Here is a 23,006-nt window from a genome sequence, read left to right on the forward strand (position 1 = left end):
GTTTTCGCGACGAGATTGTGTGATACGATCGGGGTCCGGCGGGGGGAATGATGCGGCGTAGTCCTCCAGTCGCGGTGCACAGACAGTGGGGACCTGCAATTAATTGAGGTGCTTGGCATGGGCCGGCAACAATCACCAGATCTTTTGGATACTTCCGTTGGTGATGTTGTTGATGCCGTTCCTGTGCCCCCTTCTACGTCGACCTCTTACGCCTTTCGTGGCGTCGACACGCATTCGCGATTTGATGCGTTGTCGGGACAGTGGGTCCTGTTCGCACCGGACCGACAAAACCGGCCCTGTGATTTTGTCGAGCGTCCGCACGAACTAGCCGATGCATCGGGATGCCCGTTTTGTGCGGGCAATGAATCGACCACACCGCCGTCAGTTTTTTCGATTCCGGCGGCGGACATTGACTTGGGAATCGATGGTCCGGTGGATGATGATGTGTTGGATTCGGATCCCACCGCGGATTGGGCCGTACGCGTCGTCCCGAACAAATACCCTGCGGTCGGGCGCCATCAAAGTTCGGTCCAGGTCCGACACTTGTTGCCCGCAGCGGATGTCAGTTGGCCTGCATGTGGTGTGTCCATTGCCGGTGGCCATGAAGTCATCATCGAATCGCCGCGACACATCGAATCAATCACCCAACTGGATTCCGAGCACGCCGGACAGATCTTTTTGGCATCCAAGCAGCGGTTCATGGCTTGGCGGGCGGATCCGGCGATCCGGTACATGTTGGTTTTCAAGAACGTCGGCCGCCAAGCGGGCGCATCTTTGCACCATAGCCACAGCCAGCTGATCGCCTTCAATCAGGTGCCTACCGAAACCGCACGCACCCTGCGGCGTAAGATGACGCACTACGCGAAGACCGGATGCTGTCTTCAGTGCGACATGATCCGCAGCGAGATGAAATCAATGGAGCGTGTGATTGCACGCACCGATCACTTGGTCGCCTACTGTCCCTTCGCCAGTGCATTTGCGATGCAGGTGCGGATCACCACCACCCAGCATGCCGACCGTTTCGAAAACTTGAGCGACGCGTTGGTGATGGAAGTCGGTCGTCTGACGCGGCGTGTCACCAGCTGGCTGGAACGGTGGCGGCCCGGCATCGCTTACAACTACCTGCTGCACACTCGCCCGCCCCACTGGGATGGCGCCGAAGAAGCATTCCACTGGGCGTTGGACATCATTCCCCGCACCAGTTTCATTGCCGGCTTGGAACTGGGTTGCGGCACGATGATGAACACCATGTTGCCCGAAGAAGCGGCCAGCGTTTATCAGCGTCTGGCCAAACGCGACAGCCTACGATCGGTCTAGCCCGCCGCGTGACCAGCCATGAAGACCGCTGGTTTGGGAGGCTTAGGTAGGCCTGGTTAGCGGTTCTAGAGGTGTCGCAGAAAAATCGGAGTGCATGTCTTCGGCCGTTTTTTGAAGTCGACTGTCTGTCCGTCCCTTTGTTTGTCCGGTTCGGATCGCCGAATTTCGCGTTGTTCGATTGCCGGCCTGCTGTAGCGGACAGCCGACCGTAAACGCGACTGTAAAGATCGAGTAGGCGATCGATTCAGGGTCTTAGCGACGGACGATCGTCATCGGTCCGGGGCAAAAGGTTGAATTTTCCACCCTTCACCGGCCGATAGCTTCGATGTTCGTCTTTGCCGGTTAAGTAGATCGTCGTGTCGGTAACGGATGCGTCGTGTCGGACAGCGGAAAAACCCGTCTCATCCGATCGATTTCCACATTTGGACCGTTCGATACAGCCGGCTGGGGCCCTACAATTCGTTCGTTCTGTTGCGGTGACTTTGTTCATCCCAGATCCGTCCATCGTGAAACTTCTGGTCGGCATTTTGTCCGGCCCGTTCCAACCCGTGCTTGCCTGACGCCATGTCGACACCGAACGCATCTCTTTGCCTCGTCCTGCACAATCACCAGCCGATCGGGAATTTTGATGGCGTCTTTGAACAGGCGTATCAGGACAGTTACCTGCCGTTTTTGGATGTGTTTGAGCCCTATGATCGGCTGAACATTTCCCTGCACACATCCGGCCCGTTGATGCTGTGGTTGGCCGAGCATCATCCGGAGTACTTGGATCGCTTGCGTTTGTTGGTCGAAGCCGGCCGAGTCGAAATCGTCGGCGGTCCCCAGTACGAACCGATCCTGACGATGTTGCCGTCACGGGACCGCGTGGGCCAAATTCAGGCGTACGCGCACTGGCTGCAGCGGAATCTTGGGGCGACACCGATGGGGATGTGGACGCCCGAGCGGGTCTGGGAATCGACGCTGACCAGCGATGTGGTCGATGCCGGCATCCAGTACACCGTGCTGGACGACTATCACTTCAAAGCGGCCGGACTGGCCGACGACGAACTGACTAGCTATTTCTTGGTCGAAGACCAAGGGCGTGTGCTGCGAATCTTCCCGGGTTCGGAACGACTGCGTTACACGATCCCGTTTCGGCCGCCGTCGGAAACCATCGACTATTGCCGCGAAGTGGCCGCACGTCACCCGGGTGCCGTGCTGACGTTTGGCGATGACGGCGAAAAGTTTGGGACTTGGCCCGATACCAAGGTCCACGTGTACGACCGGGGTTGGTTGCGTTCCTTCTTTGACGCGTTGACCGAAAATTCGCATTGGCTGCACACCGTCACGCTGCAGGAAGCGGTTCAGAACACGCCGCCGGCCGGACGAGCTTATCTGCCCGATTGCAGCTATCGCGAAATGACCGAATGGTCGCTGCCGGTGGCCGCGCAGGACACGCTGCATGATCTGCAGCACGAGATGGAGAACGACCCGCACTGGAAATCGCTTCAGCAATTCATCCGTGGTGGCTACTGGCGAAACTTCAAAGTCAAGTACGACGAAACCAACGAGATGTATTCGCGGATGATGCACGTCAGCGGTCGTTTGGCCGATGCCGAAGCCGCCGGTCGTGACAGCGGTGAATTGGCGACCGTCCGCGATGACTTGTATCGCGGCCAGTGCAATTGCCCGTACTGGCACGGTGCTTTTGGCGGCGTTTACCTGCCGCACCTGCGCAATGCGATCTTCCAACACTTGATTGCAGCGGACAACGAACTGGATCGCATTGTCGGTGGTGGTGCCGTTCAAGCCGACGCGGCCGATTACAACTTTGACGGTCAACAGGAAGTGCGTCTGAGCAACAACCGACTGTGCGCTTGGGTTGCACCGGGTCGCGGCGGGCGAATGTACGAACTGGACGTCCGCGACATCTGCCACAACCTGTTGGCCACGCTCCAGCGGCGTCCCGAAAGTTATCACCGCCAAGTCTTGGCAGGCCCCAGCACCGGCGGCGACGATGAAGCCGCCAGCATCCATGATCGGGTTGTTTTCAAGCAAGCCGATTTGGACAAACGTTTGCAGTACGATCGATATGCTCGCAAGAGTCTGATGGATCACTTCTATGACGAAGACGCAACGTTGGAAGCCGTCATGCGTGGCGAAGCGACCGAGCGTGGTGATTTCGTGGAACTGCCATTCGAGGCCAAGTTGCGGCGCGGGTCGGATCGCGTTCAGATTCAAATGCGTCGTGACGGCAATGCCTGGGGCATTCCGATCACGATGACCAAGGCGGTAACGCTGTCGGAAAACAGCGACCGGATGCAAGTCACTTACTTGCTGGAAAACTTGCCGCCGGGACGCCCGCTGCACTTCGCGATCGAATTGAATTTCGCCGGGATGCCCGCCGGTGCGGACGATCGTTACTTCAGCGATGTCGACGGCAATCGTCTGGGGCAACTCGGCGAAATGCTGGATCTGAAAAACGTCCGCGGTTTGAAGTTGTCCGACCGCTGGTTGGGGCTGGATGTCGATTTGGCGATTGGTCGTGAATCCGGCATCTGGGCCTTCCCGATCGAAACGGTCAGCCTAAGCGAAGGTGGTTTCGAACTGGTTCACCAGAGCGTCTGTGTTCAGCCGCACTGGATCGTGACCGGCGATGCCGATGGGCGTTGGGCGGTTCAGTTCGAACTGGCCGCCACGTGCGAACAAGCGGCGGATCAGCCGGTCGAAAAGGCCGTCGCCCAAATGTAGAAAACGGCTCGGGCGGGTTCCGCCGCCGAGCCGTTTTTGAACGTTATCTTTGATCGGCAATGTGACGGTGATTCGTCGCGTTGCCGATCTTGCAACCCTCCGGGTGCATCAGAAGCTAAGTCCGGCGCCCAGGGTGATGCCTTCCAGCCCAATGGTGCTGTGCGAATCGACCGGTCCGCCAGCGTCGAACCACACTTGGGTTTCATACCCGGCACGCACGAACATGCCTGCACGGCGACCAATCGATTGGCCGAACTGGATGCCGATGCCCATTTCCAGGTTCGTCAGGATTTCGCGTTGTTCGGCGATGTCGACCAACTCGGTCGTGTAAGCGCCCTTCATCTCGTAGATGTACTGCTCGGTTTCCGCCATCAGCAGCGAACCGCGCAAGTTGCCGTACAGCGAGAATCGTGACTTCCACAACGGTTGCGTGAACATCATCGAAACGGTCGGTCCGACACCGCGGAACGACAAATCGTTGGTGACGATTTCTTCCAGCGTGCCATCGGGCAGGTAAACGCGGGCGTGAAGATTTTGTTCCATCTCCGCCAATCGCAGACCGAAGCCCATGCGAGCACGCATCGCACACCATTCAAACAGGTGCGTTGCTTCCAAGTCCAACGACTGCAGTTCCAAGCGGTGTGACGACGTCAGCGTTTCGCCGATCGCGTCGGCGTAGGCGTTACGGGCCAAGTTGCCGCCGGCACCATAGACTTCCACGTAAACCGGAACCTGTCCGGCGGCGGCGGTGAATTGCTCGATATCCGCTTCGTCTTCATAGCGGAAATACGTGGCGCGGAATCCGTTGCCCCGGCAGTTTTCCCATCCCAGCCAGACGCGGGGTGAAAAGTCATAGCTGTAATCAAACGGCACCAATCGGTTGCCCACCGGCGGGTCGATGATCATCGCCACGTTTTGGTCGAAGTGGGCGCGAAGCCACAAGAATTCAAAGCCGCCGTAAAAGCCGGACAGCGAAAACCGCGGGCGATAAATCGGTTGGGGTGCCGGGGCGCACGCGGCGCCGTAACCATAACCGCCGGTCGAATAAGCGTTGCCCGCGATGATGGAACCACCGTAGCCGCCGCCATAAACACCGCCACCGTATGGTCCGCCGACGCCCGCCGATCCGCACGCCTCCGAACCACCCATGACGCTTCCGGCCATGGCGGGTCCGGTCACCGTGGGGCCGACGCCGGCCGACGCGCCGCCATTGATCATGCCCGGCGTGGCGGTGATGCTGCCACCGTAGGCACCGATCGACGAATCGCCGGTCGAACAGCCTGGCCCCGGCGACACAACGTGTGGTGACGTGACGTAAGGTGATGGCTGGGAATAGGTCGGGCCGTAGGTCATCACCGACGGCCCGGTGTTGCATCCGCATCCGGAGCGACTGTTGGCAAGAAAGGTTTGCCAGTCCGAGGGCGCGGCGGGATGGTTCGCGCTGCAAGCCAGGCTACCGAGGCCGAAGACGGCCAGTGCCGGCAGGATCCTGGCAAAGAACTTCATGTTCATGCTTGCCTTCCAATGGAGCGAGCGTTGTGCGGGTTGGTCTTTCGCTGTCCGTATCGGGCAGCGGCGATCCGCGCGGCAACGCCATCGTTTCGGCACCTTCAAGCACGAACAATCCGCACAAAGCGTCCGATGCGTGGAATGTGCGCTCGGAAACCCCATCACGAGGACCGCTTGGGTGTCAGCAATCTGACAGCGGCATCGGGATTACACCGACCAATCGATCCGAAGCAAACGAATGTGCCGAGTTTGCGGTGACCGCATCGGCTCCGGTGCGACGTTTTGTACCGAGCGGTGCAGGCAAATCATCCCGGCCGAAAAAGGATGGATTTCACCTTGCCCGTCTCGGAAAGCATCGGTTGTGACGGTTGTCACGCCCGGGGGCACGCGGAACTTGACGTCCAGACGACAGCGGGGACGTTACGAAGCGGTGCCGCTCAGGCGTGGTGGCACGGGGAATTCCAGCGTGAACTTGGTGCCGCGTCCGATCTCACTTTGCACACTGATTCGGCCACCATGCGCTTCGATGATCTTCCGTGCTGTGGGCAGCCCCAGGCCACTGCCGCCTTCCTTGGTGCTGTAGAACGGTTCGAACATGTGCATGACAGTGTTGTCTTCCAAGCCGCATCCGTTGTCGATCAAATCCAACGCGACGCCGCCGCGAGTGGTGTAGGTGCGGGCCCACAGTTCGCCGCCTTCGTCCATCGCTTCCAGCGCATTTTTGACCAAGTTGATCAATGCGGATTGAAGCGAATCGCTGTGCAGCAAGATCGCGGGAAGGTCCGGATCCAAATACTCGTGGATGCGGATGTGGCCGGCGTCGGCTTGAGCCTGGTAGGCCTTCAGCACACGGATCACTTGGTCGTTCAGGCTGCCGGGGACCAAGTCGATGTCGCGCAGACGAGCGTAGCGCAGAAAGTCCCGCAGCAACGCCTCCATTCGCTCGCATTGATCGCGCACCATGTCGACACGGTCTTGGCAGCGTCTGGATTCGGCGCCATCCAGTTCTGCCAAGTCTTCGCTTAGCAAGTCGATGTTCATGTGGATGATCGACAGCGGATTCTTGATTTCATGGGCCAGCGATCCGGCCAGCTCGGCAAGTTCTTCGTACTGGCTGCGCAGTTGATCGGTCGAGGTCTGCGGATCGGACGGGGCCATGGTCGCTGCGTGCCTGGAATGAATGGTGGGGCGAGCGTCGGAGTGTCAATTCGAGTAAGGTGGTGGCCGGTCGTCAACCGAATGCTGGTGGGCGCTGTTTCGTCAGTCCGGTTCGCGTCGGTTTCTGGTGCCGTTCGATGTCTGTTCCCGACACGCCGCTGAATCCGTATGCCGTGTCCAACGTCGATGACGCGGATCAGATCGGCCAGCATTTGGCGGTCCCGGATGACGGTTCTTTCGATCCACAGGTGGTCAGTACGACAGGCGTGTTGTTGGGTGCGATCGGTGCGACGACCACCGCGGGGGCGCTGTTCGGCGCGCTTCTGGCCATGGTCACGATCGGCTTTGCCTTGGTCCAAAATGACCCCGGTGAATTAGCGATCTTCGTCGTCTACGGAATGATCGCGATCGTCATCGGTGGCCTGATCGCCTGTTTGGGTGCGTTACCCGCGATGCTCTGTTGTTGGGGGCTGACGCGTCCGCTGCGGTCGACAGTCGGACGCTGGACCGCCGCATCGATTCGCGCCCAGTACATCGGGACCGGTGCACTTGCGGGCTGGTTGTCGCTGACCGTGATGTCCGGATTCGAAGGCTGGTTCGCGGTCGTTTCGCTGGTGCCTGCTGCTGTCGGTGCCGTCGTAACGGGAATTTTGGGCGAACGCAAAGTTCGTCGAATCCGGACGATTCAGCAACGATTGGGTGACCAGAACGTGTCCACCGGACCGCTGCCCGTCCTGGATCCGACCGAGTCGACTGAGGGCAATCCACTGACCGGCGGCTAGTATCCCCTGGGCGGAAGCTCGGCACGCAATAGACTGAGGGCTTCTCTCGTCGTCTCGGGCGATCGACGGCCTCGCGTGGGTCGGTCCTGCCCCGATTTGTGTCATCCCCCGATTCAAAACCATGGCTGCCATGTCGACCGCTTCTTCCGAATCCGTTGCCGCCGACCCGTATTTCCAGGAACTGTTTGCCGATCGCATCGGCGGAAACAAGTACGGCAAAGACACCGAGATCTACAAGTTTGAAAAGATCAAACGTGCCAAGCGAAAAGCCCTGGCGGACCATCCCGACCGAAAGTTGCTGGACTTTGGGATCGGCGAAAACGATTCGATGGCCGATTCGGCGGTCCGCGAGGTCATGCGCCAGGAAATCGACAAAACGGAAAACCGTGGCTATGCCGACAACGGTGTCGGCGAATACAAGGAAGCCGCGGCGCGGTTCATGCAACGCAACTTTGGTGTCGAACTTGATCCGGCCAGCCAGATCAATCACTGCATCGGCAGCAAGCCCGCGTATGCGATGTTGCCCGCGGTTTTCATCAACCCCGGTGATGTGACGCTGATGACCGTCCCCGGGTATCCGGTCGCCGGGACCCACACCCGGTACTATGGCGGCGATGTTTTCAAGCTGCCGCTGTTGCCCGAAAACGGATTCCTGCCGGATTTGGACGCGGTGCCTGATGACATTTATCGTCGCGCGAAACTGTTGGTGATCAACTATCCCAATTCACCGACCGGGCGAACCGCTCCGCCGGAGTTTTTCGAGAAAGTCGTTCGTCTGGCCAAAGAGAAACAGTTTGTCGTCGTCCACGATGCCGCCCACATCCTGTTGACCTTTGACGGCCCGCCACGCAGCTTTCTGCAGACCCCCGGGGCGATGGACGTCGGCATCGAAGTTCATTCGATGAGCAAGGGATACGACATGATCGGTTGGCGGATGGGATTCGTCGCCGGGCACCCGCGAATCGTTTCCGCTTTCGCCGATGTCAAAGACAACAGCGACAGCGGTCAATTCATCGCCACCCAAAAGGCGGCCGCGGCGGCTTTGGAGGACGATTCAATCCCCCAACGGATTCGCGAAAAGTATCGCCGCCGGATGGAAAAGTTGGTGGCCGTGCTGAAGGACTGTGGCTTCGAATGCGAAATGCCGGGCGGAACCTATTTCCTGTACACCAAGGCGCCCACCGGAACGGAATCAGGCGAAACCTTTGCCAAGGCCGAAGACGCCACACGACACCTGATCGAACAGTTCGGGATCGTCACCGTGCCTTGGGACGACGCGGGCAGCTATCTGAGATTCAGCGTGACCTACGTCGCGGAGACGGAAGCCGACGAAGATGCATTGATGCAGGAAACCAAGCGACGGTTGAGCGACGCGGCGCTGGTTTTCTGATCATAGATCAAGGCTTTTCAGGGGTCGGCCTGTCGCCTCGCGTGACAGTTCGCCCCTTTGCGTGGCAACCGGTGCCGGCGGGTTGCCGCCGGGACTTTTCACGCGATGTGGCGGCGAAGAAATTTTGCCGGCGCAGCAAAAAAACCGACCCATTTTTGCGTCCGCCAGGGGCAGGAAGCGTTCGAGTCGGCTGATCGTTGCTGGCGTTCGCGGTTGAAAGAGGAAGCCGAAAAGCTTCCCGGTGTCGCGAGCGATGGATGCCGAAACTTAGGCGGCGGTGACGGTTTTCACCAATTTGTTCAGGCGTGCCTTGGTGCGTGCCGCCGCGTTGCGATGGATCAAATTTTTGGCGGCTGCCTGATCCAGTTGCTTTTGTGCAACGCGGTAGGCGGTTTGAGCGTCATCACCGTTGCCCGCCTTGACCGCTTCGCGGACTTTACGGATCGAGGTACGCACGGTGCTGCGAGCCGCACGGTTTCGCAGACGGCGGGTCTCGTTTTGACGAAGTCGTTTCTTGGCGCTGGCGGTATTTGGCATTTGTGTTGGAAGAAGGAAGGCGTTTGACGTTTTTCTTGGTCAACATCGGCGGAGCAAGCCCCAAAGTATGCCAATCGCCGGCCAACCTGTCCATAGCTTCCGCGATTCGCCGACAAAGAAGACGGCACGGGACGATGGCGGGGTGACGATCCAGCGAATCACGACTGGTGGGGACGACCCTGACAACGCATAACTTATCGGTTATGAGCCCTGATCCGAATCGGAACCGACCACCGCAACCCGAAACGCCGCCACCGGCCGCCGCCGATGGTGTTCGCACCGGCGTTGGCCCGGATACGGCCTTCGGCACCGGCGGCCCGATCACGAATTGCGATGATGGGCAGCGGTGCGACGTGGATTCGGCCGACTGGCAGGTCGCCTTGGTCGGCGCCGGATGTGGGGATGCGGGACTGCTGACGCTTCGCGGTCGCGATGCCCTGGCCTGCTGTGACGTGGTCCTGTTCGACGGTCTGGCCAATGCGGATTTGTTGTGTCACGTCCGTCCATCGGCCACCCGGATTTGTGTCGGCAAACACGGCCAGTCGCGGATTTGGTCCCAAGATGAAATCAACGCCGAAATCGTTCGACATGCTGCGGCGGGTCTGCGCGTCGTGCGGCTGAAGGGGGGCGACCCGGCGGTGTTTGCTCGAACCGGCGAAGAAATCCAAGCCGTACGATCGGCGGGGCTGCGGTTCATGATCGTTCCGGGGATCACCGCCGCATTGGCGGCCGGATCCTACGCCGGCATTCCGATCACGCATCGCGGCGTCGCGTCGGCGGTTGCCTTGGTCACGGGACACGAAGAACCGGGGAAGCCACAGTCGGCATTGGATTGGCCTGCCTTGGCCCGTTTTCCGGGCACCTTGGTGATTTACATGGGCGTGACCACGGCAAAGGTCTGGTCCGAATCTTTGATCGCCGGCGGAAAGTCGGCCGAGACTCCGGTGGCGATCGTGCGGCGTTGCAGCTTGGCCGATCAACAGGTGATCCATTGTCGCTTGGACGAAGTCGCCGACCGTCTGGCGCCCGGGCAACGAATCCGCCCGCCGGTGATTTCGATCGTGGGCGATGTCACGCGTCTGGCCGAAACGATGTCTTGGTTCGATCGACGCCCTTTGTTTGGAAAACGCGTGCTGGTGACGCGGCCCGAAAGCGACAACGACACGCTGGTGCAACGGTTATCGGCGTTGGGAGCCGACGTTCGTCACCAACCCGCGATCGCGGTCGGCGCGTTGGATGACATGACGGAGCTGGATCAGGCGATCGACCAGTTGGACCGACAAGATTTTCTGGTCTTCTGCAGCGTCCACGGGGTGAACTACTTTTTGGATCGGTTCTGTCAGCAGCACGACGTTCGCAAGCTTGCGGGGCTGCGGATTGCCGCGGTCGGAAGAAAAACGGCCCAGGCACTTCGTGGGCACCGAATCCATACCGATCTGGTTCCCAACGATTACACCGGCGACGCGTTGGTGGACTTATTGGTCGACTCGAAGCTGGCCCGTGGGCTGGTCGTCCGCGCCAGCCGTGGCAACGACGCATGGGTTCAACGGCTGTGCGAAATGGGGGTCAATGTGTCGCAGGTGGCTGCGTACCGCAACGAAGATGTGCAAGATTGGCCGTCGTCGGTGTGCGATGATGTCCACGGTGGTCGGATCGACTGGGTGACGGTCACCAGCAGCGCGACGGCGCGTTCGGTGGATCGATTGCTCGGCCACCGCTGGGGTCACGTCAAAGTGGCGGCTCTCAGCCCCGTGACGGCGGACACGTTGTCGCAGTTGGGGGTGCGCCCCGATGTGGTGGCCGATCCATACACGATGGACGCGCTTGCGGACGCAATCGCACACTTCGAAACCAACGTCTCGGCTAAAATGGACGCGGGGTCCGATCAACCATCAGGGGAATCCGATGAACGGCGAAACTAACCAACAACTGTTTGAACGGATCGGCGGCCCCGATCAGATGAAGGCGATCGTCGACGACATGTACGCTCGTGTGTTGACCGATCCGGAACTGGCGCACTTTTTTGCTGACACGTCGATGGAACGGCTGAAGAAGATGCAGTTCCAGTTCTTGGCGTCCGCGTTCGACGGACCGGTCGAATACACCGGCGCCGAATTGACCAAGGTGCACGCCGGTCGTGGCATCATGGCTTATCACTTTGCCAAGTTTTGCGGCCACTTTGCCGATGCGATGGAAGCCCATGGGATTGAGAGGGTCGATATCGATCTGGCGCTTGCTCGCTTGGCGATCTACAAGGACCGTGTCACCGGCGACACCAACGTGGACGGCTGAATGATTCCCAAACGCTATAAGCAGATGCACGAGGACCATCCCGAGTTCATGCGTGCCTACGAATCGTTGGGCAAAGCCTCGCGGGAGGCCGGTCCACTTTCCGATCGCGAAGTCGCATTGGTCAAGCTGGCCATTTCCTTGGGCGCCGGATTGGAAGGCGCCGCGCATTCCCATTGTCGAAAGGCGCTGGAAGCGGGATGCCGCCCGGATGATCTTCGGCATGTGGCAATGCTGTCCGCACCGACGATCGGTTTCCCCACCATGATGCGTGCCAAGTCTTGGGTCGAAGACGTCTTGGCAAAGCACGAATCGCTGTCCGCAAGCGATGGTGATTCACCCAAGTCCACCTCCTAGGCGTATGAGGCTGATGGCCACGACGGACTCGTGTTCCCAGGCCCAGGATTCGGATGATTTGTTTCCGATCGTGGGTGCCGTGCTGTGTGGTGGGCGGTCGTCGCGTTTGGGAACGGACAAGTTTGCCTTGCGTCATCCCAATGGGTCCACGCTGTTACAGCATGCTTGCGGGCGATTGGCGGCGTTGACTTCATCGGTCGCCGTCGTGGGTGGTGGCGACGTTGATCCCGATTTCCTGGCGTTGCCCGATGCTGCTGATGATCAAGGTCCGGTTGCGGGCATCGTCGCGGCGCTTCGCTGGGCCAAGTCACAAAACGCCGTGGGTTGTCTCGTCACGCCGGTGGACATGCCCGGTTTGACGGTCGCCGATCTGGCCGCGTTGTTGGGCCTTTGGGAACGAAACGCGTCACACCCGGCGTGTCTGGTGCATGCCGACGACGAACGGGTACAACCGCTGGTCGGTGTTTATCCGGTTGCTGCTATCGACCAGCTGCAGGCCTTGCTTCACACGCCGCACCGCAGTCTGTCTCGCTGGCTGAACCAGCGTTCCTTCGATTCGTTGGTGCTGCCCGCCGATCGAATGATCAACATCAACCGGCCACAGGACTGGCAAGCTTTTCTTCAATCCTTCCGATCCGACATGAACGCAAACCTCCGCTTTCAAACACCCGGCCAAGCCATTGATGCCGTCGCCGATCGCTTGTCGGTCGTTGCGGTGGACTCAGCCGTCGATGACGTCTGCGGTCGTGTGTTGGCGTCCGATGTGACGGCCGATCGTGACAGCCCGGCGGCCGATGTGTCTGCGATGGATGGTTACGCCCTTCGCGAAGAAGATCGGAAACAAGGCGTTGCACTGGAGATTTCGGGTCACGCCCTGCCCGGAAGTCCGCCGCCCCGCATCGCGCCCGGGTGCGTCGCAAAGATCTTCACCGGCGCGGTGGTACCCGACGAAGCGGACTTGGTCATTCGCCGCGAAGATGTGATCGAATCCGAGCATTCAATCGTGCTGGCGGATGCGGCGATGGCGTGCCCCGTGGGGGCAAACATTCGACGCGCCGGTGAAAACGTTCCTCGTGGTGGACCTGTGTTGTCCCGCGGCCAGTTGATTCGGTCGCCACAGCGGGCCGCCTTGGAAAACTTTGGCGTCGATCGCCCCACGGTTTATCGTCGTGTCCGTGTCACCGTGATCACCACGGGCGACGAATTGGTCATTGCGTCCCAGGTATCCTCGGCGCCGCTGCAGCCATGGCAGATTCGCAACAGCAACCAAGCGGCATTGATTGCGGCGCTACGGCCACACCGGTGGATCGACTTGGCAAAACCTCTTCACGCGATCGACGATCCTGAAACGCTTCGCCAAACCGTTGATCAAGCAATCCAAGGGAGTGACGCGGTCTTATTGACCGGCGGTGTTTCGGCCGGCGATCACGATTACGTTCCCGCGATCGTTCGCCAACTTGGTGCGGACGTGATCTTTCACAAATTGCCCATTCGCCCCGGCAAACCGATTTTGGCCGCCGTGTCGGAACAGGGAAAGCTGATTGTCGGACTGCCCGGCAACCCCGTCAGCGCCACGATGGGATGTCGCCGATTCGTTCAGCCTTGGCTGTCGAAGATGGCTGGCATCGGCCATTGGAAGCCTTCGCCGCCGTCGGTGCGTTTACAGTCGCCGGGGACAAAGACTTTGCCGCTGCACTGGATGCGCGGCGTGCGTGTGATCGCACCGGGGTTGGCCGTCCCCGTCGTCGGTCGTGGTTCCGGTGACTTGGTTGCGTTGGGCCAGACTGACGGATTCGTTGAACTGCCGCCCGATGCATCCGGCGAAGGTCCATGGCCGTTTTTCGATTGGGCATGATTCCATCGGATGTTCGCCACGCCGGGCGTGTCCATGCGACTATGATTGCGGCATCGCGTGATTCCGGCGACTTGTTCTCGGCACACTTCAAGGGGTGAACCGCAGGTCGGATAAGACGCCGGACGACGTGATGCGGAACCGTCGAAGTCCTTGCCGTTTCGGCCGCATGTGGACATGCTAAGACGACTCCAAAAACGCCCTCCCACCTTCGTTTATTCCAGCCTTATTAATATTTCTATGACCAAGACGTTTCACATTGTCGTCCTCGGTGGCGATGGCATCGGACCCGAGGTGTGTGATCAGTCGGTTCGGCTGTTGCAACAGATGCAGCCGCATTTGGATGGCGTTGAGTTCCACTTGGATCCGCATGACGTTGGTGTGGGCGAATACCAGCGCAGCGGTGAAGCGTTGCCTGATTCCGCTTTCGAAGCCTGCCTGGCATCCGATGCCGTCTTATTGGGTGCGATGGGTTTGCCGAATGTCCGGTATCCCAATGGCAAAGAGATCGCGCCGCAACTTGATCTGCGCGAACGATTGCAACTGTACGGTGGAGTTCGTCCGATTCAATTGTTTCATGAATCCGACACGCCGCTGAAAAATTATGGTGCCGGCGACATCGATTTTGTCCTGGTTCGTGAAAGCACTGAAGGGCTCTTTTACGGTCGTGACGCGGTCGCCGATCTGTCGGCCGATGAAGCCACCAATCAACTGAGAATTTCCAGACAGGCTTCCGAGCGAGTTTGTCGGTTGTCGTTTGAATTGGCACGACGCCGTGGCGGCAAGAAGAAGGTGTCGCTGATTGATAAGGCCAATGTTCTGTCGACGATGGTCTATTTCCGACACATTTTTGACGAAGTCGCCAAGGACTTCCCCGATGTGACCGCCGAACACGTCTATGTCGACGCAATGGCGTTGTTCATGGTTCGGCGCCCGCATGACTTTGACGTGATGGTGACCGAAAACATGTTCGGTGACATCTTGTCGGACCTTGCCGCGGGTATCGTCGGCGGAATGGGCATGGCCCCATCGGGCGACATTGGTGACAACGCCGCCGTCTTTCAACCATCCCACGGATCGGCACCCGACATTGCCGGCCGTTCGCTTGCCAATCCGATCGCCATGCATCTTTCGACCGCGATGATGTTGGACTGGCTGGACCATCCGGAAACCAAACGCGGTGCCGAAGCACTGAAGGCGGCTGTTGCCGACGTTTTAAGCGATCCCAATCAGCGCACCGCCGACATGGGCGGAAAACTGTCCACGGTGGAAATCACCGACCGAATTTCACGGTCCCTCGATCGGCAGCTGCAAGGTCAAGGATCAACGGCGTGAATCTGGGCGACATCCAGACGATCGCGATCGCCGGCATCGGTCAGATGGGAACCGCATGCGCGGTGGCTTTCCGACGTGCCGGGTATCGAGTCCTGTTGTGGGGGCGGAATGCGGAAAAGCTGGCGGCCGTCCAGCCATCGCTTCAGCAGATGGATCAATGGTGTGACCAAAACAGCGATGTCCCGGTCGTTTCCGGCGGCCGAATTGTTTGCCAAGACGATGTGGCAATCCTGGATCGCGAAGCCGATGTCGTCCTGGACTGCGTTGTCGAAGTCATGGATGACAAAGTCGATGTGCTGCAAAAGTTCCCGTCCGCCGCGCGTCGTGACGCCCTGTTTCTATCCGCAACCAGTGCATTGTCGGTCACGGAAATGGCCGCCCGTGCGAACGTGACGGAATTGTTGGTGGGGGCACATTTCTGGAACCCTCCGCATCTGATTCCCGTCGTGGAAATGGTTCGCGGTACGGACACACCCGAGTCAAAAGTTCAATTGGCGTGTGACCTAATGCAGCGGATCGGAAAGATACCGATCGTATGCAAGGACGTGCCCGGGTTTGTGGGCAATCGGTTGTTGCATGCGATGTGGCGGGAAGCACTGCATATGATCGATGAACAAGTGTGTTCGCCCGAAGACATCGATCGTATCACGCGGTTGACCTTTGCATTGCGTCTGCCCTTGTTGGGACCGATCGAAAACATGGACTACGTCGGGTTGGACGCGACCGAACGCTTGCAGCGGTACATGGCACCGCGGTTGTGTAACCAAACTACGCCCGCACGGTGTCTGACTGAAAAGACCCGGTCGGGTGACTTGGGCGTCAAGTCGGGCAAAGGCTTCTACGATTGGTCCAAGCGAGACATCGATCAAGTCATTCGCAAACGTGATCAACAAGTCGTCCAACAACTGAAATGGCTGAAGGACATGGGCGAACTGTAAAACCCATGGTTCGGAATACGACGGGAACATCACTGAAGCGGTCCTGCCGAAAGTGCCAAACCGTGATTGCCGATCGATGACTGCCCCCGGCATCACCCAATTCTTGGTCGGGCAGATCAATGCCCAACCCATGACCGGCGTTGGTATGGTTATGATGCCGATGCTCGTTCATTGTTTCGTTATTGGTTCTAGTCGATGCCCACACGCTTCTTTTTGATCCTCGGTGCCTTTCTCGTCTCCGTCTTGATGTGGGTGGACCGCGCCTGTATTTCTGCTGCGAAAGAAGACATGGCGACGGACCTGGGGTTTTCCGATCAGCAAATGGGCTGGGTCATGTCCGCCTTTGCCTTGGGATATGCCCTTTTTCAAGTCCCCAGTGGTAAGCTTGCCGATCGGTTCGGACCACGTCGGGTGATGACCGTGGTTTGCCTCGTTTGGTCGGCGTTCACAGCGTTGACCGGCGTGGTTCGTGGGCTGGCACCGATGATTGGACTGCGATTCTTCTTTGGCATGGGAGAAGCGGGGGGATATCCCACGCTGGCCAGGGCTTTCACGTCATGGTTGCCGATGAATGAACGTGGCATCACCAATTCCATTAGCTTTTCCGGCGGTCGCTTGGGTGCCGCCTTGGCGATGCCGGGGGTCGTCTGGCTGATTCATACGCTGGGCGGATGGCAGCAAACCTTTTGGTTTTTCGGCGCCCTGGGGATCGGGTTTGCGGTGATGTGGTTCTTGCTGTTTCGTGATCTTCCCGAAAACCACTTTGCGGTATCCAAGGCGGAAGCCAAACATATTGTTCATTCGCGTTCGCCTAAACGTGATAATGAAAATGGCAATGTTCGTTCCGCTGAAACGCCCATTCGTTTTGCACAGATGTTGCAATCGCCCAATATGCTGATGCTGATGGTTCAGTATGTCGCGCATAACTTCACGTTTTTCTTCACTGTCACCTGGTTCTTTCCCTATTTGAAGGGTGAATATTCGCTGACCAGCGAACAAACCGGTCTGTATGCCGCAGCGCCGTTGTTGTGTGGTGTGGTCGGAAACTGGCTGGCCGGATTCACCGTCGACCGGTTGTACAGCCAAGGGCGATGGACGCTTTCGCGTCGCTTGCCCGCCGCGATCGGTTTTGGTTTGGCAGCGATCGGGATGAGCTTGTGCGTGAACATGACCACGCCGGCGGCAGCCGTGATCTGTATGTGCGTTGCCATTTTCGGCAGTGATATGATTCTCAGCCCGTCTTGGTCGACCTGCATGGACATCGGCGGCAACAGTGCGGGTGCGGTCAGCGGGGCGATGAATATGGTTGGCAACCTGGGGGCATTTGCAACCTCATTGTCATTCCCGTACTTGCTAGCGTACTTTGACGCGCATCAACCGTTTTTCTACATCGCTGCGGCATTGAATGTGGCCGCGATCTTCATGTGGTTCCGAATTCGTCCGGACCGTTCCATGCATGAAGAACTGAATTTGAGTGCAGCATCATGAGTCAGCTTAAGGGCGCGGTCATCGGCGCCGGCTATTTCAGCCAATTTCATTATGACGCTTGGAATCGGATCTCCGACGTGGAAATCGTCGCTTGTTGTGATCGCGATCTGACACGCGCAAAGGACGCGGCACAGCAGTACGGCATCGACAATGTTTATGGCGACGTCGGCGAAATGTTGGATCGGCACGACGTTGATTTCGTCGACATCATCACGCGACCGGACACGCATTTGCCTCTCGTGCAGATGGCTGCCGCACGTGGCTTGGCGGTGATTTGTCAGAAGCCTTTGGCCCCGACCGTTGCCGAAGCAAAGAAGTTGGTCGATGCAGCTGATCAACAGGGGGGTCGGCTGATGGTGCACGAAAACTTTCGTTTCCAGCCGTGGTATCGGGAGATCAAGAAGCTTTTGGATGATGGTGCGATCGGAGACCGATTGCATACGCTGTCATTTCGTAATCGTGCCGGGGACGGTCATGGCGATGATGCCTATCTAGCCAGGCAACCGTACTTTCAAACGATGGAACAGTTCTTGATCTTTGAAGCCGGGATTCACACGATCGACACCTTTCGTTACTTGGGCGGCGAAATCACCCAAGCCTGGTGTTGGCACCGAAAACTGAATCCGGTGATCGCCGGCGAAGATGCCGCCATCGGCGTGTTCCGTTTTACGGATGGTGCAACGGGGCTTTATGATGCAAATCGTTTCAATGAATCGACAGCGGACAATCCACGCTACACGTTCGGGGACGTTTTGGTCGAAGGAAATAACGGATCGATTCGGCTTTATGACGATGGTCGTCTCACAATACAGCGGCTTGGTCAAAAGGAAACGCCGCATGACTATTCACCCAGTCGTCATGGGTTTGCCGGTGATTGTGTCTTTGCGACCCAGCAACACTTTGTCCAAAATCTTTTGTCAGGCCGGCCGTTCGAAACTGATGGTCCCAGTTACCTGAAAAGTTTGGCCGTCCAAGAAGCGATGTATGCGTCGTCGCAATCCGGGTGTTGGGAGTCGACCGAACGATGAAGATCATCGATTTAACACTGACGCTGCAGCCCGGGATGCGTGGTGTGGAATTTGAGACCAAGTACACGGTGGCACGCGACGGCTGGAACGCGCGGACGTTGCATCTGTATTCCCATTGCGGGACACACATGGACGCGCCACTGCATTTTGAGGCATCCGAGCAAACGATCGACCACATTCCTTTGGATCGATGCATCGGAAAAGCTTGGGTCGTCGATCTATCGGACTTGCCCCCGAAGACGCCCATCGAAGTGTCGCATTTGGGAGACATCGCTGAACAGCTTCAGACGGGTGAGGCGCTGTTGCTGCGGACGCTTTGGAGTCGCCACGTCGATGACGCCCAGTACTATCGCGACCATTTTCAACCCATATCACCAGAGCTCGCGCGATGGATGGTGAAACATGGCGTTCGGATGGTCGGCGTCGAACCACCGTCTGTCGCTGACGTCAATGATCTTGCTGCCGTGACGCTGGTTCACCAAATCTTGTTAGGTGGCGACGTCATCATTGTGGAAGGTTTGACCAATCTGGATGCGATCCCGGGATCGTCGTGTACGTTTGCCGCACTGCCATTGAAGATTCAGGGCGGCGATGGGGCGCCGTGTCGCGCCTTCGCAATGGTCGACGATGAATGATCGCCTGTATTGTGAATGCGTGGGACGCACCGTAACAGCTTTTCAAAACGACCGACCATGACGATCAAGTTACAAAAGGCCTTGGCGGGACTTCCCAGTCCGCGAAGCGAATCGCTGTTACCTGCGATCCGGCAACATCACGAAAGTGTGCGACGAAAAATCGTCGTTTTAGATGATGACCCGACGGGGACACAGACGGTTTATGACACGCCGGTTCTGACCACGTGGGGTGTCGACGAATTGCTGCATGCCATGCGGGCCGATGGTGACCTGTTCTATGTGTTGACCAACTCGCGGTCTTTGGTCAAACAGGACGCCGTCGATCTTGCCCAGCAGATTGGGACAAATTTGCAGCAGGCCGCTGCGGCTTCTGGGAAAGACTTTGTGTTGATCAGTCGCAGTGATTCAACACTGCGAGGGCATTATCCCGCTGAGGTCGATGCAGTCGCTGCGGCGACGGACCAGTCGGACGCGATTCACGTCATTGCACCGTTCTTTTTGCAGGGCGGTCGTTACACCATCGATGACGTTCACTATGTTGCCGACGGCGACGAACTGATACCAGCTGCGGAAACGCCGTTCGCCCAAGATGCTGCGTTCGGATTTCAAAACAGCAACTTGATCGATTGGGTGATGGAAAAGTGGTCCGGCTCGATCGAACGACAGCAGATTCACTCGGTCGGTCTGGTCGACTTGCGGGCAGTGGATCTGTCACCGGTGGTGAAGCAATTATGTGCTTTGGCACCACGATCCGTCTGCGTGGTCAACGCGGCCGACATGCGTGACATGGAGGCCTTTGTTTACGCAGCGTTGCAGGCCGAATCGTCTGGTCAGCGATTCGTCTATCGAACGGCCGCTAGTTTTGTCCAAGCGTTTGCGGGGATGGAACCAAACCCGTTGTTGCGGTCCGACCAGATGGTCGATGCCGACGCAAAATCGGGATTGATCGTGGTCGGGTCATACGTGCCGAAGACGACCGGGCAGCTGAACGCATTGTTGTCGGCCGAGCCGGATCTTGTGCCCGTCGTCTTGGATGTCGCGGAACTGTTGGCGGATTCCACCGATGCCTACGCCCGGTCGCGTGCCCAGCAGGTCAACGAGGCTCTGGAGTCGGAACACGACGTTGTGTTGTATTCGTCTCGACAGTTGGTCAAAGGTGATGATGCACCATCCAGTTTGTCGATCGGCAACCGCGTTTCGGCCACGCTTGTGAACATCGTGCGTGGTGTTCAACAGCGACCGCGTTTTCTGATTGCCAAAGGTGGCATCACTTCCAGCGACGTGGCGACCAAGGGCTTGGACGTTCACCGGGCGATGGTGTTGGGTCAAATCTTGCCCGGCATTCCGGTTTGGCAGCTTCAACAAGAAAGCCGTATGCCGGGTATGCCCTATGTCGTTTTTCCGGGCAACGTGGGCGGTGAATCGGCGCTACTGGATGCGTATCGGATTTTGAAACGCTGAAGCATACGGTGGTTTACCCCCCTGCCCTGTTCATTGAATTCGATTACAAGTCGACCTAGGAGTGGAATGATGTCAAGCAAGCCCCTGTTTTCACGTTTGGATCACATTGCGATCGTCGTCCGCGATACCGACGAAGCGTTAACGTTCTATCGCGACAAGCTCGGGTTGCCGGTCGTCATCGATGAACGGATCGAATCGGGCAATGTGCGTTTGACTCACTTGGACATGGGCAATTTGCATCTGCAATTGGTCCAGCCCTTAACGTCGGATCATCCGCTGAACCAGCATTTGGACCAGCATGGCGAAGGTTTGCATCATTTGTGTTTCGAAACGGACGATGTACGCACCAGTTTTGCCGCATTGCCGGAACGCGGAATGAAGCCAAAGAGTGAAACACCCCATGACGGCCCCTTGGGAAGAAAGGCGGGATTCATTGATCCGTCGACCAGTCGCGACGTGATCTGGGAAATGACTGGCCCGCAGTAGGCTGCTGGCGTTCGGTCCAGTGGAGACGGCAAAACACAGCATGTCGTTCTCCACCGGGGTACATTGTGGCGCTGCAAGTCCGACGTGCCGTGCGTGTCGTTTCGGTACGGACGTTGTTATCCCGCCCATTCATCCCATTGCCCACGGGAAAAGTCTCATGAGATTGGTATTGCTGTGTGCCACCTTCGTTTCACTCGGTTGTTCGTTGAACACACCGGTGCGGGCGTCGGATCATCCAAACGTGTTGATCGTCACCGTGGATGACATGTCGTGTGATTCAATCGGTGTGTTTGGGTGTCCCGTTCCCGAGACCACACCCGCGATCGATGCGTTTGCCAAAACAGCCCTTCGCTTTACCAAAGCGCACGTGTTGGTGGGCAATTGCATGCCGGGGCGAAACTTGATGTGGTCGGGTTTGTACAGTCACGTCAACGGTGTGGAGGGGTTTCGTCAAAACCCCGAACCCGATTATCCAGTGCTGTGTGATTTGGCCAAAGATGCGGGCTACTTCACCGCGATTCGTGGCAAGGTCAATCACAGCACACCCTACACGCCCTACGCTTGGGACGCCGTGCTGGACACCGATGCCGACGGCAAAAAGTATGGCGTCAAAGACGTTGAAAGCTACGGCAAATCAACCCGCGATGCGATTCGTTTGGCCAAGCAAGCGGACAAGCCCTTCTGTTTGATGGTCAACATCAGCGATCCACACAAACCGTTTTACAGCCAGGGTTTCAAAGAAGGGAAGTCGGACCCGAACGTTCCCAGCAAGATCTACACAGCGGATGAAGTCGCCGTGCCCGGATTTCTGTTCGATGATCCGGTTGTTCGCGACGAACTTGCGCTGTACTACAGTTCCGTTCGCCGTGCCGACGATTGTTTCGCGACGGTCATGGATGCGTTGCAGCAAGAGGGCGCCGCGGACGAAACGATGGTGATGTTCTTGTCGGACCACGGCATGCCATTGCCGTTTGCCAAAACCCAGTTGTATCACCACAGCACACATACGCCATTGATGATTCGATGGCCCGGCAGGACCAAGCCCGGTTCGATAGACGATCAACATATGGTTTCGGCGATTGATTTTCTGCCGACGCTGATCGATGTGATGGGTATGTCGCATCCAACACCGGATCGGCTGCATGGGCGATCATTCGCCCCGGCATTGACCGGCCAGACGGTTGACGGATTTCGGTACGTGATCAAACAGTACAACGAGAATTCGGGACGTTGGCGTCAGCCCATGCGTGGAATCCAGACGTCTCAGTGGCTATATCTGTACAACCCGTGGAGCGACGGCAAGAGGGTCTTCTCAACGGCGACCAACGGCACGAACACGGCGCGACGGATGGCCGAGCTGGCACGTTCGAATCCGGATATCCAGCGTCGGTACGACATCTATCAGCATCGCACGGTGGAGGAACTGTATTTCGTCCCTAATGATCCCGATTGTCGGGTCAATCTGTTGGAACAGCCGGCTGGCGACCGTGCAAAAGTCCAGCAGACGGTCGATAAGTTGCGTGAACAACTGGCGATGGAATTGGAACGCATCCAAGATCCGGTTGCGCCATTGGTACGCGATGTGGAGAATGCTCAGTTGCGTCAGCAGTACATGGAAGGCCAAGACCAATTTGGCGACCAGTTGCGAGGCAAGAAACGCAAACGTGGCAACCAAAAGAAATCATCCAGCACGGCAGGATGAACCGATCGCAAC

Annotated in this window: 19 protein-coding genes; 16 read left to right on the forward strand and 3 right to left on the reverse strand. The window is 58.1% G+C overall.

The genetic code is table 11. The features are described from left to right. Window positions 1-183: 183 nt before the first annotated feature. Together Mal65_RS00545 and Mal65_RS00550 are read left to right on the forward strand one after the other, a co-directional pair. A complete protein-coding gene (locus tag Mal65_RS00545; protein WP_165700983.1) occupies window positions 184-1,317 on the forward strand; it encodes a galactose-1-phosphate uridylyltransferase in 1,134 nt (377 codons plus the stop codon). 564 nt (window positions 1,318-1,881) lie between these two features. After that, complete coding sequence (locus Mal65_RS00550) at window positions 1,882-4,047, forward strand: alpha-amylase/4-alpha-glucanotransferase domain-containing protein (RefSeq protein ID WP_145292682.1); 2,166 nt, start codon at window positions 1,882-1,884, stop codon at window positions 4,045-4,047. Window positions 4,048-4,155: 108 nt separating this feature from the next. Here Mal65_RS00550 and Mal65_RS00555 read toward each other — a convergent pair whose 3' ends face one another. Together Mal65_RS00555 and Mal65_RS00560 are read right to left on the reverse strand one after the other, a co-directional pair. Further along, window positions 4,156-5,559, reverse strand: coding sequence for an Lpg1974 family pore-forming outer membrane protein (locus Mal65_RS00555; protein WP_145292684.1), 1,404 nt, complete (start codon window positions 5,557-5,559; stop codon window positions 4,156-4,158). Window positions 5,560-5,976: 417 nt separating this feature from the next. After that, window positions 5,977-6,714, reverse strand: a complete 738-nt coding sequence (locus Mal65_RS00560) for a sensor histidine kinase (RefSeq protein WP_145292687.1) — start codon at window positions 6,712-6,714, stop codon at window positions 5,977-5,979. Window positions 6,715-6,851: 137 nt separating this feature from the next. On the opposite strand from Mal65_RS00560, the gene Mal65_RS00565 reads away from it, so the two are divergent. Both Mal65_RS00565 and Mal65_RS00570 read left to right on the forward strand, forming a co-directional pair. Next, window positions 6,852-7,496, forward strand: coding sequence for a hypothetical protein (locus tag Mal65_RS00565; protein ID WP_145292689.1), 645 nt, complete (start codon window positions 6,852-6,854; stop codon window positions 7,494-7,496). 130 nt (window positions 7,497-7,626) lie between these two features. Further along, the gene (locus tag Mal65_RS00570; protein WP_145292691.1) at window positions 7,627-8,886 is read left to right on the forward strand and encodes an LL-diaminopimelate aminotransferase; all 1,260 of its coding nucleotides are present in this window, start codon (window positions 7,627-7,629) and stop codon (window positions 8,884-8,886) included. 267 nt (window positions 8,887-9,153) lie between these two features. On the opposite strand, the gene rpsT is transcribed toward Mal65_RS00570, so the two are convergent. Then, window positions 9,154-9,423: a 30S ribosomal protein S20 gene (rpsT, locus tag Mal65_RS00575; RefSeq protein WP_145292693.1), complete on the reverse strand. Its 270-nt coding sequence runs from the start codon at window positions 9,421-9,423 to the stop codon at window positions 9,154-9,156. Between the two features lie 203 nt (window positions 9,424-9,626). Here rpsT and cobA point away from each other — a divergent pair, with 203 nt between their 5' ends. From cobA to Mal65_RS00635, 12 genes are all read left to right on the forward strand, one after another. Continuing rightward, complete coding sequence (gene cobA / locus Mal65_RS00580; protein WP_145292695.1) at window positions 9,627-11,345, forward strand: uroporphyrinogen-III C-methyltransferase; 1,719 nt, start codon at window positions 9,627-9,629, stop codon at window positions 11,343-11,345. Further along, a complete protein-coding gene (locus tag Mal65_RS00585; RefSeq protein ID WP_145292697.1) occupies window positions 11,329-11,715 on the forward strand; it encodes a group I truncated hemoglobin in 387 nt (128 codons plus the stop codon). Before cobA ends, Mal65_RS00585 begins: the two co-directional genes overlap by 17 nt. Then, window positions 11,716-12,069 carry a carboxymuconolactone decarboxylase family protein gene (locus Mal65_RS00590; RefSeq protein ID WP_174820112.1) on the forward strand — a complete coding sequence of 118 codons (354 nt, stop codon included), beginning with the start codon at window positions 11,716-11,718 and terminating at the stop codon, window positions 12,067-12,069. 13 nt (window positions 12,070-12,082) lie between these two features. Beyond that, window positions 12,083-13,924: a molybdopterin-binding protein gene (locus Mal65_RS00595; RefSeq protein WP_165700984.1), complete on the forward strand. Its 1,842-nt coding sequence runs from the start codon at window positions 12,083-12,085 to the stop codon at window positions 13,922-13,924. A gap of 237 nt (window positions 13,925-14,161) precedes the next feature. After that, window positions 14,162-15,256: an isocitrate/isopropylmalate dehydrogenase family protein gene (locus Mal65_RS00600; RefSeq protein WP_145292701.1), complete on the forward strand. Its 1,095-nt coding sequence runs from the start codon at window positions 14,162-14,164 to the stop codon at window positions 15,254-15,256. Beyond that, complete coding sequence (locus Mal65_RS00605) at window positions 15,253-16,194, forward strand: 3-hydroxyacyl-CoA dehydrogenase family protein (RefSeq protein ID WP_145292703.1); 942 nt, start codon at window positions 15,253-15,255, stop codon at window positions 16,192-16,194. The genes Mal65_RS00600 and Mal65_RS00605 overlap by 4 nt, the downstream gene beginning before the upstream one ends. Before the next feature lie 195 nt (window positions 16,195-16,389). Next, window positions 16,390-17,682, forward strand: a complete 1,293-nt coding sequence (locus Mal65_RS00610) for an MFS transporter (RefSeq protein ID WP_145292705.1) — start codon at window positions 16,390-16,392, stop codon at window positions 17,680-17,682. Next, the gene (locus tag Mal65_RS00615; RefSeq protein ID WP_145292707.1) at window positions 17,679-18,710 is read left to right on the forward strand and encodes a Gfo/Idh/MocA family protein; all 1,032 of its coding nucleotides are present in this window, start codon (window positions 17,679-17,681) and stop codon (window positions 18,708-18,710) included. Before Mal65_RS00610 ends, Mal65_RS00615 begins: the two co-directional genes overlap by 4 nt. Further along, window positions 18,707-19,345 (forward strand): cyclase family protein, encoded by a 639-nt coding sequence (locus Mal65_RS00620; protein WP_145292709.1) that lies wholly within the window; start codon window positions 18,707-18,709, stop codon window positions 19,343-19,345. Before Mal65_RS00615 ends, Mal65_RS00620 begins: the two co-directional genes overlap by 4 nt. Window positions 19,346-19,402: 57 nt before the next feature. Next, complete coding sequence (locus tag Mal65_RS00625) at window positions 19,403-20,806, forward strand: four-carbon acid sugar kinase family protein (RefSeq protein ID WP_145292711.1); 1,404 nt, start codon at window positions 19,403-19,405, stop codon at window positions 20,804-20,806. 69 nt (window positions 20,807-20,875) lie between these two features. Continuing rightward, entirely contained in the window at window positions 20,876-21,292 is a 417-nt protein-coding gene (locus Mal65_RS00630) for a VOC family protein (protein ID WP_145304516.1), read from the forward strand. A 157-nt stretch (window positions 21,293-21,449) separates the two neighbouring features. Then, window positions 21,450-22,994, forward strand: coding sequence for a sulfatase family protein (locus Mal65_RS00635; protein ID WP_145292713.1), 1,545 nt, complete (start codon window positions 21,450-21,452; stop codon window positions 22,992-22,994). Window positions 22,995-23,006: the final 12 nt, after the last annotated feature.

The organism is Crateriforma conspicua, assembly GCF_007752935.1.
In the GTDB taxonomy this organism is placed as follows: Bacteria; Planctomycetota; Planctomycetia; order Pirellulales; family Pirellulaceae; genus Crateriforma; species Crateriforma conspicua.